Origin of the sequence: Rhizobium sp. TBD182, assembly GCF_001950375.1 — a bacterium.
Taxonomy (GTDB): Bacteria; Pseudomonadota; Alphaproteobacteria; order Rhizobiales; family Rhizobiaceae; genus Agrobacterium; species Agrobacterium tumefaciens.
In genome coordinates, this window is sequence record NZ_BDLN01000004.1 from 247,049 (window position 1) to 265,284 (window position 18,236).

Here is an 18,236-nt window from a genome sequence, read left to right on the forward strand (position 1 = left end):
GTGCTTATGACCAGAAGGACGCAGCTGGCTTCATCAAGCTCAATGCCCTGCGCCTGCGCACCCTTGCGAAGCGTAATCTCGGCAAGTAATTCTGCTGAAGCATGAATTGGAAAAACCCGCAGGTGGCAACGCCTGCGGGTTTTTTCATGTCTCTCTTCTGGAAACGGCGCGAAAGCCGATGTAGCTGGCAACGGCCACGAATTCCATAACCGGAATGATGATGCCGAAGCTGGTCAGCGGGGAACCAATGAGCGAGGCCATTGCCCCACCCGCAAAGCCAGATCCCATCTGGATGAAACCCATCATGGCCGATGCCGAGCCGGCGATATGCGGGAAGGGGGCGAGGGCCGCGGTGACCATCGAAGGCGTCAACAGCGCGATCCCGACGGTCGCCACTGCGACGGGCCCCATGATGGAGAGGAAGGATGGCGGCACGAGGAAAACCGACAGCATGATGAGAAGACCGCCCGTGCCGGAAAAACAAAGGCCAAGCACGACGGAACGCCGGTCGCCCAGTCTTGGCGCGATGTAACGCAACGCAATCGAACCGAAGAAATAGGCGCCTGTTTGCATCAGCATGCCGACACCGAAGGCCGTGGGAGACATGCCGACTTCGTTGATAAGGATGAAGGTCAGCATGGTGGCTTGCGCATAAAGTGCGCCGATGGAGCCGCCGAGCACGAGGGCGGCCAGAAGAAAACATGGCTGCTTCAGCAATGTGCCATAGGCCGACAGAAGGTGTCGGGGTCGGATCCTGGTTTTGTCAGGCACCGTCGTTTCACGCAGAAAAAGCACCACCGAAAGGATGGCGATAGCTCCGAGACCGGCCATGAGGAAAAACACCGATTGCCAGCCAAAAGCCGCAAGTGACAGACCACCGATCGTCGGCCCCATCGCAGGGCCGATCGCCAGCATGATGCCGATGAGGTTCATGATGCTGGAGGCTTCCGGGCCGGTGAACTGATCGCGCACCACGGCGCGCGCAACAGTCATGCCAACGGAAGCGCCGATGCCCTGAACGAGGCGCGCGAACAGCAGCACTTCGATGGTTGGGGCCAAGAGGGCGAGCACACCACCGCCCAGAAAGATCGACAGGAAGACGAGGCTCGCCTTGCGCCGCCCGAAGGCATCGGATGCCGGCCCGGCAAGCAATTGGGCTAAGGCAAAACCGGCAAAATAGAGCGACAGGCTGAGTTTTATGGCGGACTCGGTGGTTGCGAAAACCCGTGTCAGTTCCGGCATGGCCGGCGTGTAAATCGACATGGAAATGGGCGCCAGCGCTGTCAGCAATGCTCCGAGCAAAGCCGTGCGCTTTCTGGACATGATCGTTTTCGACATTGCGATCAGCCGTTCTGGCCCTGCTGTTCCGGTTGCAGATTGTTGCGAAGCGTCTGCAGGAAGCTACGGAAAAGCGCGACTTCCTCTTCGTTCAGTCCCTGTGTGGCCTGAAGAACGAGCTGGTCGATTTCATGACCGACAGCTTCCAGCATGTCGGCGGAGGTTTTCGTCAGGACGATACGTTTGGAACGCCTGTCCTGCGGGTCCTGCTGGCGTTCTATCAGATTGAGTGACTGCAACTTGTCGAGATAGGCGCAGATCGTCATGGGTTCGATGCCGAGACGGGCGGCGATGTCAGCCTGTTTGCTGCCATCGATAACCGCAACTGTCAGCAATGCTCTTGCTTCGCCGGGGGTAAGGCCCAGTCCGGCTTCCGAGATACGGCGCTCAAATGCACTGTTCAGCAGGCGTGCGCCGCTGTTCAGCAAAAATGCCAATGAATCTTTTTCGCGTGTGCCCATGCTTCGCCTTTTGGTAAGCCAGCCTTACTAAGTTTCGGACGATAAGCAATGGCGCATAAATCATATTATCGAAAATTGCGTAAAGTATTCGTCAGTTCGATTGCGGGACGTCCAACAACATTGCCTGTCATCGTCACGTCGAAGCAAAAAAAGACAATACGTCCTGCATTTTTTCCACTTCATCCGTTGTGCCAATGGAACGGGCAATCTCGATCCGGTCAGAAAAATACGTCACGAAGTCGAAATCCGTGTCGTCGGTCACGTCGGCAATGTCAATCACCTCGCCATTGGCATTCAGCGTCTGTGCCGGAAGTTCGGACGAAAGCTCAAGCCAGGTATCGTGGCTGATTTTTCCGGTGTCGTAATATTCCTGCGCGATTTCCCGCAATTGCCGGGGGCTGACGCGGGTGAAATCGATGCGGTCTATCGTTTCTTCAAAGCCGGTGGCCGCGTCGGATGGGGCTGCCTTGCCGAAATCGGGGCTTCCCACGGGTCTGCTGTTTTTGGAATTGTCCCTGAAAATGAAACTATTGGCAGACCTTAAAGAATAAATCTCCATAATACATATCTCCATCATGGGATATTATTACGAGAAATCAAAACATGCCGTCGACATGCCGGTCAATACTTGGCGGTGTTGACGATCATGTCTTCCACACCAAATTCCGGCATATTGAATTGGCGGTGGAGGCATGCCCATATGGGCGTAAACCGGAATTGTACAAGGAAGATGAAATGCCATCCACGACCGCGCCCTATCCCGCACTCGTTACCTGGAACGGTCAGAACGGTCTGCCGAAATTCGATGCGGTCAAGGATGAGGATTTTGCTCCGGCCTTTGAAGCCGCCCTTTTGTCCCATGAACAGGAAATCGATGCGATTGCCGGCAATCCGCAGGCGCCGACCTTCGAAAACACCGTGACCGCGCTTGAAATCGCAGGCGACGAACTCTCGCGCATTTCGGCGCTGTTCTGGAACAAGGCGGGTGCCCACACCAACAGCGTCATTCAGGCACTGGAGCGGGAAATCGCGCCGAAAATGTCACGGCACTATTCCAAGATCGGCATGAACGAGGCGCTGTTCAGACGCATCGACACGCTGTGGGAAACGCGCGATGCGCTTTCCCTGACCGGCGAGGAAAAACGCGTTCTCGAACGGCACTGGAAGGGTTTCGTGCGCTCCGGCGCAAAGTTGCAGAAGGACCGTCAGGAGCGTCTGGCGGCCATCAATGAAGAGCTTGCCGGTCTCGGTGCCAAATTCGGGCAGAATGTTCTGGCGGATGAAAAGAGCTGGAAGCTCCTGCTTTCTACCGATGACGAGCTTTCCGGCATTCCCGGTTTTCTGCGTGATGCCATGGCGGGTGCCGCGCGCGAACATGGCGAAGACGGCAAATTTGCCGTTACCCTTTCCCGCTCCATCATCGAGCCATTCCTGACCTTCTCCGAACGCCGCGACTTGCGCGAGCAAGCCTTCAAGGCCTGGGTGGCTCGCGGCGAAAATGGTGGCGATACCGACAACCGCGCAACCGTCCGCCGTACGCTGGAACTGCGTGAGGAAAAGGCACAGCTTCTCGGCTACAAGAATTTTGCTGCCTACAAGCTGGACGACACGATGGCAAAAACGCCGGATGCCGTGAACGGTCTTCTGGGCCAGGTCTGGGAAAAGGCCGTGCTGCGCGCGGGTGAGGAGGAGGCTGAACTTGCCGCCATCATCGCCGCGGAGGGCAAGAACCACGAGGTGATGCCCTGGGACTGGCGCCATTACGCCGAAAAGCTGCGGGCACAGAAATTCAGCTTCTCCGAGACTGAATTGAAGCCGTATCTGCAATTGGAAAAGATCGTCGATGCGTGTTTCGATGTGGCCAACCGGCTCTTTGCAATTCGTGCCGTCGAGATCAAGGGTGTCGCCGCCTATCATCCCGATGTGCGGGTTTTTGAAATCCGCGACGACAAGGGCGACCTGAAGGCCATGTTCCTCGGCGATTATTTCGCCCGCCCGTCCAAGCGTTCCGGCGCGTGGATGAGTTCGTTCCAGTCGCAGCACAAGCTGCCTTTGAAGAACGGCACTGTCGGTGAAATACCGATCATCTACAATGTCTGCAATTTTGCAAAACCGGCAGAGGGGAAGCCTGCGCTGCTTTCGCTCGATGATGCGCGCACGCTGTTTCACGAATTCGGTCACGCCCTGCACGGCATGTTATCTGATGTCACTTATCCTTCCGTTTCCGGAACGGGTGTGTCGCGCGATTTCGTTGAGTTGCCGTCGCAGCTTTACGAACACTGGCTGACCGTGCCGGAAATTCTGGAGAAATATGCCCTGCATTATGAAACCGGGGCACCGATGCCAAAGGCGCTGCTGGACAAGGTTCTGGCAGCACAGACCTTCAATGCCGGTTTCAGCACGGTGGAATTCACTTCTTCGGCTATCGTCGATATGGCGTTCCATACCCGTGACAGCGTCGGCGATCCCATGGTCGTGCAAGGTGAGGTGCTTTCCGCCCTGAACATGCCGAACTCCATCGTCATGCGGCATGCGACGCCACATTTCCAGCATGTGTTTTCCGGTGATGGTTATTCGGCCGGTTATTACTCCTACATGTGGTCGGAGGTGCTGGACGCCGACGCGTTTTCTGCCTTCGAGGAAACCGGCAACGCCTTCGATGGTGAAATGGCGCGCAAGCTGAAAGAGAATATCTATTCAGTCGGTGGCTCGATCGATCCGGAGGAGGCCTATCTCGCTTTTCGCGGCAAGATGCCAAGTCCCGATGCCATGCTTTTGAAGCGCGGCCTCGTATAAAAGACTGTCATATTCTTGAGCTAGAACCTGAGCGCAGGGGGCATATGACAATGCCCCCCTTTCGCATTTGCAAAAAAAAGGTTATGAGCGCGCCAAACTAAATTGGCGCATCTCCCGACGGTAGCGCCCAACCTCAGAGATTTTGAACAATGGCAATTCGCAACATCGCGATTATCGCGCACGTTGACCATGGAAAAACGACGCTCGTTGACGAGCTTCTGAAGCAGTCCGGCTCGTTCCGCGACAACCAGCGCGTTGCGGAACGCGTGATGGATAGCAACGATCTCGAAAAGGAACGCGGCATCACCATTCTTGCCAAGGCGACTTCGGTGGAGTGGAAGGGTGTTCGCATCAACATCGTCGACACCCCCGGCCACGCCGATTTCGGCGGCGAAGTTGAGCGTATCCTGTCGATGGTGGATGGCGCGATCGTTCTGGTCGATAGTTCCGAAGGCCCGATGCCGCAGACGAAGTTCGTCGTCAGCAAGGCACTGAAGGTTGGTCTTCGCCCGATCGTCGCGATCAACAAGATCGACCGTCCGGATGGCCGCCATGAAGAAGTCATCAACGAAGTTTTCGACCTTTTCGCAAACCTCGATGCTACCGACGAGCAGCTCGACTTCCCGATCCTTTACGGTTCCGGCCGTGACGGCTGGATGAACGTCAACCCAGAAGGTCCGAAGGATCAGGGTCTTGCACCGTTGCTCGATCTGGTTCTCGAGCATGTTCCGGAGCCTACGGTTGAAGAAGGCCCGTTCCGTCTGATCGGTACCATCCTCGAAGCCAACCCCTTCCTCGGCCGTATCATCACCGGCCGTATCGCTTCCGGTTCGATCAAGCCGAACCAGGCCGTGAAGGTACTTGGCCAGGACGGCAAGACGATCGAAACCGGTCGTATTTCCAAGATCCTCGCATTCCGCGGCATTGAGCGCACGTCCATCGATGAAGCCCATGCGGGTGACATCGTCGCCATCGCTGGTCTTTCCAAGGGCACTGTTGCCGATACCTTCTGTGACCCTTCCGTCACCGAGGCGATGACCGCACAGCCGATCGATCCGCCGACCGTTACCATGTCGTTCATCGTCAACGACAGCCCGCTTGCCGGCACCGAAGGCGACAAGGTCACGAGCCGCGTCATCCGCGACCGTCTGTTCAAGGAAGCCGAAGGCAACGTCGCGCTGAAGATTGAAGAGGCTGAAGGCAAGGATTCGTTCTTCGTTTCCGGGCGTGGCGAATTGCAGCTGGCAGTTCTCATCGAAACCATGCGTCGCGAAGGCTTCGAGCTTGCAGTTTCGCGTCCGCGCGTTGTCATGCACAAGGATGAGAACGGCGCCATGATGGAGCCGATCGAAGAAGTCGTGATCGACGTCGATGAAGAGCATTCCGGAGTCGTCGTTCAGAAGATGTCCGAGCGCAAGGCTGAAATGGCTGAGCTCCGTCCGTCCGGCGGTAATCGCGTTCGTCTGAAGTTCTACGCTCCGACCCGCGGCCTGATAGGCTACCAGTCGGAACTTTTGACCGACACGCGCGGCACGGCGATCATGAACCGTCTGTTCCACGACTATCAGCCGTACAAGGGTGCGATTGCTGGTCGCGTTAACGGCGTTCTTTTGTCGAACGGTTCGGGCGAAGCTGTCGCCTACGCCATGTTCAACCTGGAAGATCGTGGCCCGATGATCATCGAGCCGGGTGAGAAGGTTTATGCCGGCATGATTATCGGCATTCACTCTCGCGATAACGATCTCGAAGTGAACGTGCTGAAGGGCAAGCAGCTGACCAACATCCGCGCCGCTGGCAAGGATGAAGCCGTAAAGCTGACGCCGCCGATCCGCATGACGCTCGACCGCGCGCTTTCCTGGATTCAGGACGACGAGCTGATGGAAGTGACGCCGAAGTCCATCCGTCTGCGCAAGATGTTCCTCGACGCCAACGATCGCAAGCGCTTCGAAAAGGCGAAGCTCGCAGTTTGATTGCGGCTTCCCGTCAAGAATTTGAAAAAACCCGGCCGCGAGCCGGGTTTTTTTATGCGCATGTTTTATTTGTGCATGAGTCGAAAGACCCTTGTGTCAAAGGTTAAGGATGCGTTAATTTTTCTCGGTCGTCCACATGAATAGGCTGTGGGTAAGCTTGCTGTCGTTAACCTTTATGGCTGGCAAGTTTTCATGGTCGGGGCCAGAATCGCGTTATGAAAACGTTATCCATAGATGTTCGCCGAGCCGAACCGCAAGATGCGCGCGCAATAGCCGAAGCGCACCGTCTGTCATGGCAACAGGCCTATGCCGGGCTGATCCCGCACCGACCGCTGACGCAGATGCTGGAGCGCCGCGGCGAAATCTGGTGGAAGAAGGCGACCCGGGGTTCCGCAACCATGCTGGTGGTGGAAGTGAAGGGCGTGGTTGCCGGATATGCCACGCTGGGCTTAAGCCGTGCGCGTGGGCTGCCGCATGACGGCGAGATCTACGAGCTTTATCTGCGGCCGGAATATCAGGGCATCGGGCTTGGCTCGCTGCTGTTCACGGAAGCTCGCCGGCTGCTGACCTCGCTCGGCTGCAATGGTGTTGTGGTCTGGTGCCTCGAAGATAGCGAGGTCGCCAATCGGTTTTTCCGTTCGCATGGCGGCCGGGACATCGCCGAGGGCATGGAAGATTTCGGCGGCAGGTCACTGCGCAAGATCGGTTTCGTCTGGAACTGAGTACGCAGCCGGGTGATTTCACGCCGGTTTCATTTTTTCCGGTCGACCATTCGCAATCCCGATGCCCTCAAATTCGGCATTCTGCCTTATCCACCTAAAGCCATGTTGCAATACGGCGACTTTCCCAGTATCGAAAACCAAATCCAACCCCGTCGAATGAGGGAAGCGAATGCGTATCGATGCAATTTCCATTGGCAAGAATCCGCCGGAAGACGTGAATGTTATTGTCGAGGTGCCGGTTGGCGGCCAGCCGATCAAGTACGAGATGGACAAGGACGCCGGTGCGCTGATCGTCGATCGCTTCCTCTACACGCCAATGACCTATCCGGGTAACTATGGCTTCGTGCCGCACACGCTTTCCGACGATGGCGACCCGATCGACGTTCTTATCTGCAATACCCGCCCGCTGGTTCCTGGCTGCGTGATCAATGTGCGCCCCATCGGCGTCATGATCATGGAAGACGACGGCGGCAAGGACGAGAAGATCCTCGCCGTTCCGGTTCCGAAGCTGACGCGCCGTTACGACAAGGTCCACAACTACACCGACCTGCCGGAAATCACGCTGAAGCAGATCGAGCACTTCTTCGAGCACTACAAGGATCTGGAGCCCGGCAAGTGGGTGAAGATGGGCGGTTGGCAGGATGTCGACGTTGCCAAGAAGCTTATCGTCGAAGCCATCGAGCGCTACAAGACGCAGGGCTGATTTCAGCCGTTGCTTTAGACTCCCAGCTTTCTAAAAAGCTTTTCGAAATCCTCCGGGTCGGTATCGATCCGGAGGATTTTTTTACGCGCTGTTTCACCTGAAATGAAGGTGATGGACGATTTGGGCAGTCCGAGTTTTTTCGCCAGCAAAATGACCAGGGCCTTGTTCGCCTTGCCGCCTTCAGGTACTGCGCTGACGCGGCCCTTCAGATGGGCATTTCCGTCAGCATCCTGCTCCACGCCGTCAATGGCATCGCGTCCCCCGTTCGGGGTGAGGCGAACGGACAGGCGTATGTGATCGCCGTGTTTTTGCCAGAGGTCGCTCAAGCGACCATGGGATAGAGCGTATTCCACATGAAGGAGCGGATGAAGAAGATGATCAGCAGCAGGATGATCGGCGAAATATCGATGCCGCCGAGATTAGGCAGAATGCTACGGATTGGGCGCAGAACCGGCTCGGTGACGTTGACCAGAAAGCTGCCGATGGCATTCACGAACTGGTTGCGGGAGTTGATGACGTTGAAGGCGTAAAGCCAGGAAAAAATGGCGCTGGCGATCAGCACCCACGTATAGAGGTTCAAAGCCAGATCGATGGTCTGAAACAGGGCAAGCATCAATATCTCCGTATCTTGATTGCAAGACATTTAGACATTCGCTCGTGAACCGGCAAGTGTTGCGCCTATAGGGCTGGCGATTCTTGTCGTATCGCTCTATTGCAGACTTCTCATATTGTCTCGAGAGCACCCAGCCGATGTCCCTGCCTTCTGCCGAAAACCGCTTCGGTGCATTCCGGCATAGTTCCTATCGCCGTTTTTTCAGCGCCCGGTTTTTTTCGGCCTTCGCAATCCAGATCGTCAGCGTTTCCGTGGGCTGGCAGATGTATGAGGTCACCGGCAATGCCTTTTATCTCGGCTTGATCGGTCTTTTCCAGTTTCTGCCATCGCTGCTTTTGATCCTTGTCACTGGAACGGTGGCGGACAGGCACAATCGCCGGCGCATTATGGCCTTATGCCTTCTGATCGCGGCCGGTTGCGCGGCGGCTCTGCTCGGCCTGACGTTGGCACACAGCTTTTCTCCCTGGCCGGTCTTTGCCATTCTCGTCGTGTTCGGCATAGAGCGGGCTTTCATGGGGCCGGCGGTGCAATCGCTGGCTCCCAATCTTGTGCCTGTCGAGGATTTGCCGAACGCCATCGCCTGGAACTCCTCTTCATGGCAGATGGCGTCCATTCTTGGCCCTGTCGCCGGTGGCCTGCTTTATGGTCTCGGCGCTTCCGTGGCCTATAGCGTGGCGCTCGTGCTGTTCATCGTGTCCGCTATGCTGGCGGTGACGATCCGCAAACCGGAGCAACGGGGTCCGGCGAAAGCGATCAGCCTCGAGACCATGCTGGCCGGGTTCAAATTCATCTCGCAGGAAAAAGTGGTTCTCGGCGCCATCTCGCTCGATCTTTTTGCCGTGTTGCTCGGCGGCGCTGTCGCCCTGATGCCGATTTTCGCCAAGGAAGTGCTGACACTCGGGCCTTGGGGGCTTGGGCTTCTGCGCGCGGCACCCGGTATCGGCGCCATAACCGTCGCGGTCATTCTGGCGTTCAGGCCCATCCGCCACCATGCCGGACTGCTGATGTTCGTCGGTGTCGGGTTTTTCGGCATTTCCACCGTCATATTCGGACTTTCCGAAACGGCATGGGTATCCATTGCCGCATTGGTGGTCATGGGCGCATCGGACATGGTGTCGGTTTATGTGCGGGAAACGTTGATTGCGCTCTGGACGCCGGATGAGGTGCGCGGACGCGTGAATGCGGTGAACATGGTGTTTGTCGGGGCGTCCAACGAGCTGGGCGAGTTCCGTGCCGGCACCATGGCCCATGTCGTCGGGGCCGTGCCAGCCGTCGTCATCGGCGGGGCGGGCACGCTTGCGGTTGCGGTCATCTGGGCACTCGGCTTTTCGAAGCTGCGCAGGATCGATAATCTCGACGCACCACGCTGACGCTGACGCGCCTCAGCGCTGCGGTTTGCCTTCGAAAACCAGATCAAGGAAATTGCCAAGCCAGGACCGGAGCGGTGTGTCGAACAACATGCGCCCCTCCAGATGCTGGCTGCCGACCTGCGCATTGGGCATGCCGAAGCGCTGTGCGCCACGCACCACCCAGCTGTGCATCATCGCGCGGGTCAGTTCTGCGTGAAACTGAAGGCCCCAGGCGTTTTTTCCGTATCGGTAAGCCTGGTTGGGATAGGTTTCGCCCGATGCCAGAAGCTCCGCTCCCCGCGGCAAATCGAACCCTTCGCGGTGGAAATGATAGACCATCTTCGGCCAATGCGGCATCAGCAATCGCCCGTGTTCGGTCGCATGAAGCGGATACCAGCCGATTTCCACCTTGCCTTCACGGTCGGCCTCTACCTTACCACCCAGATGTTTGGACAGCATTTGTGCGCCGAGGCAGATGCCGAGAAAGGGTTTGTTTTCCTTCAGCGGCACTTTCAGCCAGTCAATTTCGGCTTTGATATAGTCATGCGGGTCGTTGGCGCTCATCGGGCCGCCGAAGATGATGGCGCCCGCATGTTTCTCCAGCGTTTGCGGCAGATCGTCTCCAAGCGCGGGGCGCCTTATATCCAGCCGATAGCCTTTTTCCACCAGCATCTGGCCGACGCGGCCGGGCGTGGAACGTTCCTGATGCAGGATGACGAGCAGCGAAGGTTGTTTTCTCTGTTGCCTGGAGGGGTCAAACAGCATCGTCTTCGTTTTCGCTTTCTTCAGCGGGTCCGGACCTGGTGGCGGCCTGCTGACGTTGCAGAACCCTGTCGCGCACGGAAACACCGAGTAGATCGGCCACGCGCCAGATCACATGATCTTCCATCTCGCTTCGTTCGCCGTCAGCGTAAACAATATCCCATAGGATGCCAATAAGCTCCACGCGCTGCTCTTCATCGAGATGGCGGCGGATATCGGTGGTGAAGCGATAATAGTCTACGGCTTCCTTGCCGGCCTCCTGGCCTGCGGCAAGAAGCGCGTCCAGCTTGCCGGCATCGAGATGATAATAGTCGTGGAGGATCTCACGAAGGCGATCACGTTCGCTTTTGGAGACCGTGCCGTCCGCTTCCATTACCTGAAAACAGAGGGCGGCCACCGCGACCCTCAGATCATCGGGGCTGAATTCATCCGCATGCTGGCCAACGAGGTTTTGTATAAACGACTGGATCTGGTTGAACATCGATAGCCTGTCAGAAGAGTTTTAGCCGGGTTTTGGGTTCGGCTTCCACGCCGGGTTTCTTGACGCCGGGATCATCCGGTGCACCACCGAAAAATGGCACTGGTTCTGTCTTCGCATCCGCTGGCCTGGCTTCCACCGGAACTTCATTTGTTGCCGGCTTTTTCTCCTTCCGGGCAGATACGTCCGGCTTGACCTCGATGGGTGCGGATTTTGTCACAACAATGGGCTGAGGTGCCACTTCAACAACGATCGGGGTCGGAGCCTGTTCGGTCCTTGCCGGTGCTGCTGCAATCGCATTTTCGATTGTCAGGTCTTCGACAGGTCCTTCAAGCTGGCCAAAAGGCGCTTTCCACTCGAAGGCGTCGAGACGGCCTGTCACCGGCGAAACCGGAAGCCATTTTTCCGAAGTGACACCATCTGCCACCCAGACGGGATCACGCGGTGCGCGCAGCGCCTGCGCCATCCAGTAACGCACCCGCCCCTGATCGCCGGTTTCGGCTTCCTCGATGTCAGCCATCAGCAGGAAGATGCTTTCGCGCGGCTCGATCCGGGCGGCGGCTTCCGCTTTGGCACGCGCCTTGGCAAATTCCTTGGCGTCGAGAGCTGCCTGCGCCACGGCAAACAGGGATTCGATGTTGTTGGGTTTCAGGCTCTCAAGCCGTTCGGCACGTTTAAGGCGATCAATGGCCGTATCGCCGCTGCGCGCCCGAACATAGAGATCGGCGATCTGCGAGTGGGGATCGTTCTTCCATACCGGTTCCAGAACCGCTGCGGCCTTGCGCAGATTGTCTTCGCGCAGATAGGATTTTGCTGCGATCAATGCTGCGGGCACAAGGCTTTTTGCAAGCTTCAGGGCTTGTTTTGCGTCTTCGCGCGCACCCACCGGGTCGCTCTCCAGTTTTTCACCGGCCTTTGCGGTAAGAAGCACAGCTTTCAGCCGCTCAGCCTCGCCGCGTTGGATGACGCCTGCTGCTTTTTGCTGGTCGAGCAGGCGGATCGCGTCATCCCACTCGCCATTGCGGCAGCGGGTTTCCAGTGTCGCCTGTGCTGCCCAGGGCAGGTAAGGGGCTTTTTCGGCTGCGTCCTCGGCATATTGCTGGGCTGCTTCATGGGCTCCCTGTCGGCGCGCCTCGATATAAAGGCCGCGAAGGCCAAGTTCGCGGGTTTCAGGATCGCGGGCCATCGCCTCGAATTTGCGCCGCGCCTCGTCATATTTGCCTTCGATGAGGTCGGCTTGCGCATCGAGCAGGTGGATCAGCGGCTCCTGATCAGCACTGAGAAGCCCCTGCGTGCGGGCCGTCATCTTGCGGGCCAGAATGGCGTTGCCGGCGCCGGCGGCGATGAGGCCGGTGGAGAGCGCCTGATAACCACGGTCGCGCTTGCGGGCGCGAAAATAGCGTCGTGCCGCGTTCGGCGATGTCCATATGGCATTGACGACCCACCAGACCAGCATGACGGCCGCAACCAGTGCAGCAACGATGGAGGCGGCGACCATCAGGCTCATTTCGATCAGCTGGCCCTGCCAGACGATTGAGAGGACACCGGGCCTGTCCGCCAGCCAGGAGAAACCGAAACCGAGCGCCAGAACGATGAGGACGAAAGTCAGAATTCTGGTCATGCCTTACCCCTGCTTGCCGGTGCTGGTGATGGCGCGGTTTAACGTGCCTCCCACCAGGTTTTCGACCTCGATGCGCGCATCCAGAGATTTTTTATAGTCGGCGGATGCTGTCTTGGCGGCCTCGGGAAGCCCATTCCATTCAAGTGCCGAACCCTGCAGATCTCCGTTGCGCAACTTGTTTTCCATGCGCGCGATCATGGCGTCGGGGGTCTCGCCTTCGATGTTTCCGACGGGGCGGACCTTCACCAGCGAAAAGGCGCTTTCCGTCAGACGTTCCATGATGCCCTGATTTGGGTCGGGCCGATTGATCGCCGAAAGCATCGCATTCGCAACGTCGGGGAATTTCTGCATCAGCTCCGAGCGCGACGGCACGCCGGTTGCGGCGAAAGACTGCAAGGATGCGATTGCCGGATCGTCCGGGGTTACCTTAGACAATGTGTCGAGTTCAGTGAGGAACGGCCCACCGCGATCGATCGCGGCTTTCAGTGCGGCCGACGCAATGGCGCGGGCGACTTCTATATCGTCGCGCGGTTCGTTGATCTTGGTTTCCGCGTCAGTCAGGCGGCGTGTCAGTTCCGCCGTTGCTGAGGCCTGCGCGGAACGCTCTGACGTGAGCGCGGATTCCAGCGCGGTTATTTTTTCCGAAAGTGCGTCCACCTGCGGGGCTTCGCCCTTTGCGCCCTCAAGAGCGGCGATGCGCTGTTCCAGCGCCGAGGTATCCCCTCCTGCCGCGGGAACATTGGCGAGCTGCTGACGCAGGCTCCCTAGCTCGGTTCTCAATGCGGCAATCTCATCGCTTCCGGTCTTGCTCACATTAAACGAGGGCAGAATGCCGGCATATTGCATGCTGCCGGCAGCTGCGAGCGCCACGAGGCCACCCACGATACCCGCCGCGATCACACCGGAGGTTGCCGCCTGTTTGCGCTCGGGTTGCTGTGGCGTGGATGGCTTGGCCGGTCCGGAGGATGACGCGCCTGTCGATGGCTTCGTACCAGTAGTCGCGCTTCCGGATGCTGCGGACGACGATGTGGAAGCAAAAGTCGCAGGCTTTGCGCCCGCCGAGGAAGCGGAAGCAGCGCTTGCGTCAGTCGCGCTGGTCACCGGTTTCGCTTCGGGTTTTGGCGAAGCTGTCTCGGGCTGTTTGTCGGCAGGTTTTTCCACCTGGGGCTTGCCGGTTGCCGGTTCCGCCTTGTGAACGTTCGGTGCAGGCTCTATGGGTGTTTTATGCGTCTGTTCCCAAACGGGAGCCGGGCTGGACGTTTCGGCTGCTTCTGGCTTGGGAGGAACGTTTGGCTGAGCTGCTGCCGGTGTCGTCTCGCCGGTCTTGTCATCAGTCTTCGCAGCATCCACGTCGGCGGAAATTGCTTTCACGTCTTTTGCGTCCAGGTCGATGGTGACCGGTTCGGCGTTGGACTTGGAGTGGCGTGGCGGCTTTCCCGATACCATGACAACCTCATTTCTGCCTGCAATAGTCTAAACCTAGTCAGTGACGGCGGCAAAGGAAAGAGGCGAGCCTGAATTAGGTTCCAGACTTTCGGTGGAGAAGTTCAAACATGGCTGCCTCGTTTGCCCCTTCGGCGGCTGCGGCGTTCGCGCGGAAGATTTCCGGAACCAGTGAAAGCACATTGCGGCTGATGCAGACGAATTGTGTGGTGGTCAGCGCCGCCACATATTTTTCCGACGATGCGTGGCGGAAAAAGGCCCGTGCGGCTTCCGACGAATAGAGCAGGACTACATCGGCAGCTGTCTTCACAAGTGCTGTTTCGAGCATATCGTCTGAAAGATCTGACGGCTGCATTTCGTAACAATCGACGGTCCGGAAGGAAATTCCCGCAGCGGCAATTCCGTCCTCGAACACGGCGCCTCGCGGCGTGCCGGCAAGATAGAGCAATGGATCTGTGCTCTCCGTTAGGGGGCGATGCTCCGTGACAAGCCCGGCGAGAGCCACCGCATCGCCAGATCCGGTGAGGACGTTTTGGAAGCCAACTTCCCTCGCCGCTTCCGCCGTCGCCTCGCCGACGGCGAAAAGCGGTTTCGAAAGATGGGGCGCAAGTCGGTGGCGGAAGTCTCTAAGCGCCCGCAAGGCCTCGGCGCTGGTCACGGCGATGGCCGACAGCGGCTCCGACAGCGCTGATATGGCGCGCTCGCCGTGGTGGACGGGATGAAACAGCGGAAGAAGCACCGGCTCGTGACCGAGGGCTTCAAGCTTTGCGGCCGTCTTTTCGCCCGAACGAAGCGGCCGGGTGACGACGATCCGCATCGGCTCAGCTCCAGCCGTCGAAGAAGTTGCTGCCTGCCCTGGCACGTACGTCTTCACCGGCCTTGCGACCCAAGTCCTTGGCATCCTTGCGAGCACCGGAAATCTCGACGCTGTGGCTCGTCTGTCCGTCCGGTGTGAGGATCAGGCCGGAGAAATGAAGTTCCTCGCCGTGGCAGGTAGCAAAGCCCGCAATCGGGGTGCGACAGGAACCATCGAGGGCGGCCAGAAAGGCGCGCTCGCAGGTAACGGCATCGTAGGTGGGTATGTCGTTGATAGGTGAAAGCAACTCGTCCATGCGTGTGTCGCCAATACGACTCTCGACGCAGATCGCGCCCTGCGCGGGGGCTGGTGGAAAATCCTTCGGGTCGAGAATGTCCGTCGGGACGTTCTCCATGCCCAGCCGTTTCAGGCCGGCAAAGGCGAGAAGCGTGGCATCCGCCTGGCCTTCCTCCAGTTTGCGCAGGCGGGTTTCGACCTGGCCGCGAAAGATGATGACGCTCAGGTCCGGACGCAGGCGGCGGATCAGCGCTTGGCGGCGCAAGGATGCGGAGCCGACAACGGCGCCCTGCGGTAGTTCCAGAAGCTTTGGTGCGGTGCGACCAATGAAGGCGTCGCGCATATCCTCGCGCGGCAGGAAAGCGGAAAGATAAAGGCCCTTCGGCAAAACGGTCGGCATGTCCTTGGAGGAATGCACGGCAATATCGAGCTCGCCGGAAAGAAGCTGGCTCTCCAGTTCTTCCGTGAACAGGCCCTTGCCACCGATCTCCGACAAAGCGCGGTCGGTTATCCGGTCACCCTTGGTGGAAAGCACGACGATTTCGAACATATCTTCCGGCAGACCGTGTGCCGACATCAGCCGGTTACGGGTCTCGTAAGCCTGTGCGAGCGCCAGAGGGCTGCCGCGCGTGCCGATTCGGAAAGGTTTTGTTTGCATCCGCGTCTATCCATTGTTACCGGAGTTGTCTTAGACCAACTCAGCGCATGATCGCAATGAACGAACAGAATTGATGACCCCCTTTCTTCGTATCCTCGGCATAGAGACAAGCTGTGACGAAACCGCTGCATCCATTGTGGTTCGGCATGCGGACGGACGTGGCGAGATCGTGTCCGACGTCGTTTTGTCGCAGCTTGAGGAACACAGCGCCTATGGCGGCGTGGTGCCCGAAATTGCTGCCCGCGCCCATGTCGAGGCGCTGGACACGCTGGTGGAAGAAGCGCTGGAACAGGCGGGTGTCACCCTTGCGGACGTCGATGCCATCGCGGCCACATCCGGCCCCGGCCTCATTGGCGGTCTGCTGGTGGGCCTGATGACCGGTAAGGCGATTGCGAAGGCTGCAGACAAGCCACTTTACGCCATCAACCATCTCGAAGGCCATGCGCTGACGGCGCGTCTGACCGACGGTCTTTCCTTCCCCTATCTGATGCTGCTGGTCTCCGGCGGCCACACCCAGCTTGTGCTGGTTCGCGGTGTGGGTGAATACGAGCGCTGGGGTACGACCATTGATGACGCGCTTGGGGAAGCCTTCGACAAGACTGCTAAGCTTCTGGGATTGCCCTATCCCGGCGGGCCTGCGGTTGAAAAGGCAGCAGCGAAAGGCAACCCTGACCGTTTTGCACTACCGCGCCCGATGGTCGGCGAGACGAGACTTGATTTTTCCTTCTCCGGTCTGAAGACAGCGGTGCGGCAGGCGGCAACCGCGATCGCTCCGCTTTCGGATCAGGATATTGCCGATATCTGCGCCTCCTTCCAGAAGGCGGTGTCACGCACGCTGAAGGACCGTATCGGCCGTGGCCTTGCGCGCTTTAAGGAAGAGTTTCCGCATCTCGAGACGGAGCCCGCTTTGGTCGTGGCCGGCGGCGTTGCCGCCAATACGGAAATCCGCCAGACCCTCCAGGCGCTTTGTGATGCCCACGGGTTCCGCTTTGTCGCACCGCCGCACCGGCTCTGCACCGACAATGCCGCGATGATTGCCTGGGCCGGGCTGGAGCGGATGGCATGCGGCCGGGAACCCGATGCGCTGGAGATCGCGCCGCGCTCGCGCTGGCCGCTTGATGGCAGCGCGGAGACATTGATCGGTTTCGGCAAAAGGGGAGCCAAGGCCTGATGCAGCGGGAGAAAATCGTCGTCATCGGCGCTGGCGCCTTCGGAACCGCGCTCGCCGTCGTCATCGCGCTGGAGAACCGGCATGACGTGACCCTGCTCGGCCGTGATGCGTCCCTGATGGCCGATCTTAGGGCTGATCGTATTCACGAGGCTGTCCTGCCGGGTGTAGACCTGCCGGATGCGCTGGAATTTTCCGTTGAGCCGGATGTGCTGGCCGATGCAGGCATCGTGTTGTTTGCCATGCCCTCTCAGGCCCATGCCGATGCGGCGCGCCATTACGGTCCTTATCTGGCTAATGATTGTATCATCGTTACCTGCGCCAAGGGCATCGACCGGGTGTCCGGCCGGCTGCTGACGGAACTTCTGGAAGCGGAACTGCCGCATCATCCAATCGCCGTTCTCTCCGGTCCGGGGTTTGCGGCCGATATCGCGCGCGGACTGCCGACGGCGATGGCGATAGCGGCGGAAGACGCTGTCATCGCCGAGCGGCTGGCGACCACGATTTCCGGGAGAACCTTCAGGCTTTATGCCTCGACCGACCGCACGGGCGTGCAGCTTGGCGGCGCGCTGAAGAATGTGCTCGCCATTGCCACCGGCATCGTTGAAGGTGCGGGCCTCGGCGATTCCGCACGGGCGGCGTTGATTTCGCGGGGGCTTGCCGAGATGTCGCGTCTGGTCGTTGCCATGGGCGGCAAGGCCGATACCGTGCGCGGTCTTTCCGGCCTTGGCGATCTCGTGCTGACCGCCACAAGCCACCAGTCGCGAAACCTGCGTTTCGGCATCGCGCTTGGCCGGGGCGAAGGCAAGGACATGTCCGGCGGGCTGGTGGAGGGCGCCTTTGCGGCAGCCGTTGCCGCCCGGCTCGGCGAACATCACGCTGTCGACATGCCGGTGACCGAGGCGGTTGCGGCCATCATCGACGGCAATCTGGACGTGGCGAGCGCCATGCAACAATTGATGACAAGGCCCATCACCACTGAATGAGTGTGGCCTTCGAATAGTTTTTACGCATGTCCTGGTCCCAAAACCGCTTACACTTTTGGGAGGCATGCGCCAGCG

19 protein-coding genes are annotated in these 18,236 nt (G+C 58.8%); 8 read left to right on the forward strand and 11 right to left on the reverse strand.

Annotated elements, in window-relative coordinates; translation table 11 throughout:
• A partial coding sequence (locus T18_RS27740; protein WP_323455231.1) for a hypothetical protein occupies positions 1-89 on the forward strand: 89 nt, incomplete at its 5' end.
• 55 nt (positions 90-144) lie between these two features.
• Here the strand turns inward: T18_RS27740 and T18_RS15330 are convergent.
• From T18_RS15330 to T18_RS15340, 3 genes are all read right to left on the reverse strand, one after another.
• Positions 145-1,323 carry a multidrug effflux MFS transporter gene (locus T18_RS15330; RefSeq protein WP_075807725.1) on the reverse strand — a complete coding sequence of 393 codons (1,179 nt, stop codon included), beginning with the start codon at positions 1,321-1,323 and terminating at the stop codon, positions 145-147.
• A 20-nt stretch (positions 1,324-1,343) separates the two neighbouring features.
• Positions 1,344-1,799, reverse strand: coding sequence for a MarR family winged helix-turn-helix transcriptional regulator (locus T18_RS15335; RefSeq protein WP_003516681.1), 456 nt, complete (start codon positions 1,797-1,799; stop codon positions 1,344-1,346).
• Positions 1,800-1,932: 133 nt separating this feature from the next.
• On the reverse strand, positions 1,933-2,358 hold the full coding sequence (locus tag T18_RS15340) for a hypothetical protein (protein WP_013636902.1): 426 nt from the start codon (positions 2,356-2,358) through the stop codon (positions 1,933-1,935).
• A gap of 176 nt (positions 2,359-2,534) precedes the next feature.
• Between T18_RS15340 and T18_RS15345 the strand changes: the two genes are divergently transcribed.
• The 4 genes from T18_RS15345 to ppa all read left to right on the forward strand — a co-directional run bounded on the left by T18_RS15345 (position 2,535) and on the right by ppa (position 7,990).
• A complete protein-coding gene (locus T18_RS15345; protein WP_038492388.1) occupies positions 2,535-4,595 on the forward strand; it encodes a M3 family metallopeptidase in 2,061 nt (686 codons plus the stop codon).
• A 149-nt stretch (positions 4,596-4,744) separates the two neighbouring features.
• Positions 4,745-6,565, forward strand: a complete 1,821-nt coding sequence (gene typA, locus T18_RS15350; RefSeq protein WP_003516684.1) for a translational GTPase TypA — start codon at positions 4,745-4,747, stop codon at positions 6,563-6,565.
• 215 nt (positions 6,566-6,780) lie between these two features.
• A complete protein-coding gene (locus T18_RS15355; protein ID WP_003516685.1) occupies positions 6,781-7,287 on the forward strand; it encodes a GNAT family N-acetyltransferase in 507 nt (168 codons plus the stop codon).
• A 169-nt stretch (positions 7,288-7,456) separates the two neighbouring features.
• Positions 7,457-7,990 carry an inorganic diphosphatase gene (gene ppa, locus T18_RS15360; RefSeq protein ID WP_003516686.1) on the forward strand — a complete coding sequence of 178 codons (534 nt, stop codon included), beginning with the start codon at positions 7,457-7,459 and terminating at the stop codon, positions 7,988-7,990.
• A gap of 14 nt (positions 7,991-8,004) precedes the next feature.
• On the opposite strand, the gene T18_RS15365 is transcribed toward ppa, so the two are convergent.
• Both T18_RS15365 and T18_RS15370 read right to left on the reverse strand, forming a co-directional pair.
• Complete coding sequence (locus T18_RS15365; RefSeq protein WP_038492385.1) at positions 8,005-8,316, reverse strand: DUF167 domain-containing protein; 312 nt, start codon at positions 8,314-8,316, stop codon at positions 8,005-8,007.
• On the reverse strand, positions 8,313-8,603 hold the full coding sequence (locus tag T18_RS15370) for a YggT family protein (protein ID WP_003516688.1): 291 nt from the start codon (positions 8,601-8,603) through the stop codon (positions 8,313-8,315). The genes T18_RS15365 and T18_RS15370 overlap by 4 nt, the downstream gene beginning before the upstream one ends.
• A gap of 137 nt (positions 8,604-8,740) precedes the next feature.
• On the opposite strand from T18_RS15370, the gene T18_RS15375 reads away from it, so the two are divergent.
• Entirely contained in the window at positions 8,741-9,973 is a 1,233-nt protein-coding gene (locus tag T18_RS15375; RefSeq protein ID WP_038492382.1) for an MFS transporter, read from the forward strand.
• Positions 9,974-9,985: 12 nt separating this feature from the next.
• On the opposite strand, the gene T18_RS15380 is transcribed toward T18_RS15375, so the two are convergent.
• The 6 genes from T18_RS15380 to hemC form a co-directional block, all read right to left on the reverse strand.
• A complete protein-coding gene (locus T18_RS15380) occupies positions 9,986-10,717 on the reverse strand; it encodes a glutamine amidotransferase (RefSeq protein WP_003516697.1) in 732 nt (243 codons plus the stop codon).
• Complete coding sequence (locus T18_RS15385) at positions 10,707-11,195, reverse strand: TerB family tellurite resistance protein (RefSeq protein WP_003516699.1); 489 nt, start codon at positions 11,193-11,195, stop codon at positions 10,707-10,709. Before T18_RS15385 ends, T18_RS15380 begins: the two co-directional genes overlap by 11 nt.
• 10 nt (positions 11,196-11,205) lie before the next feature.
• Positions 11,206-12,813: a heme biosynthesis protein HemY gene (locus T18_RS15390; RefSeq protein WP_038492379.1), complete on the reverse strand. Its 1,608-nt coding sequence runs from the start codon at positions 12,811-12,813 to the stop codon at positions 11,206-11,208.
• A gap of 3 nt (positions 12,814-12,816) precedes the next feature.
• A complete protein-coding gene (locus tag T18_RS15395) occupies positions 12,817-14,259 on the reverse strand; it encodes a COG4223 family protein (protein WP_038492376.1) in 1,443 nt (480 codons plus the stop codon).
• 73 nt (positions 14,260-14,332) lie between these two features.
• Positions 14,333-15,073, reverse strand: a complete 741-nt coding sequence (locus T18_RS15400; RefSeq protein WP_038492373.1) for a uroporphyrinogen-III synthase — start codon at positions 15,071-15,073, stop codon at positions 14,333-14,335.
• Between the two features lie 4 nt (positions 15,074-15,077).
• On the reverse strand, positions 15,078-16,007 hold the full coding sequence (hemC, locus tag T18_RS15405) for a hydroxymethylbilane synthase (RefSeq protein ID WP_038492370.1): 930 nt from the start codon (positions 16,005-16,007) through the stop codon (positions 15,078-15,080).
• A 73-nt stretch (positions 16,008-16,080) separates the two neighbouring features.
• On the opposite strand from hemC, the gene tsaD reads away from it, so the two are divergent.
• Together tsaD and T18_RS15415 are read left to right on the forward strand one after the other, a co-directional pair.
• Positions 16,081-17,178, forward strand: a complete 1,098-nt coding sequence (gene tsaD, locus T18_RS15410; RefSeq protein WP_013636893.1) for a tRNA (adenosine(37)-N6)-threonylcarbamoyltransferase complex transferase subunit TsaD — start codon at positions 16,081-16,083, stop codon at positions 17,176-17,178.
• On the forward strand, positions 17,178-18,161 hold the full coding sequence (locus T18_RS15415; protein WP_038492366.1) for an NAD(P)H-dependent glycerol-3-phosphate dehydrogenase: 984 nt from the start codon (positions 17,178-17,180) through the stop codon (positions 18,159-18,161). The genes tsaD and T18_RS15415 overlap by 1 nt, the downstream gene beginning before the upstream one ends.
• Positions 18,162-18,236: the final 75 nt, after the last annotated feature.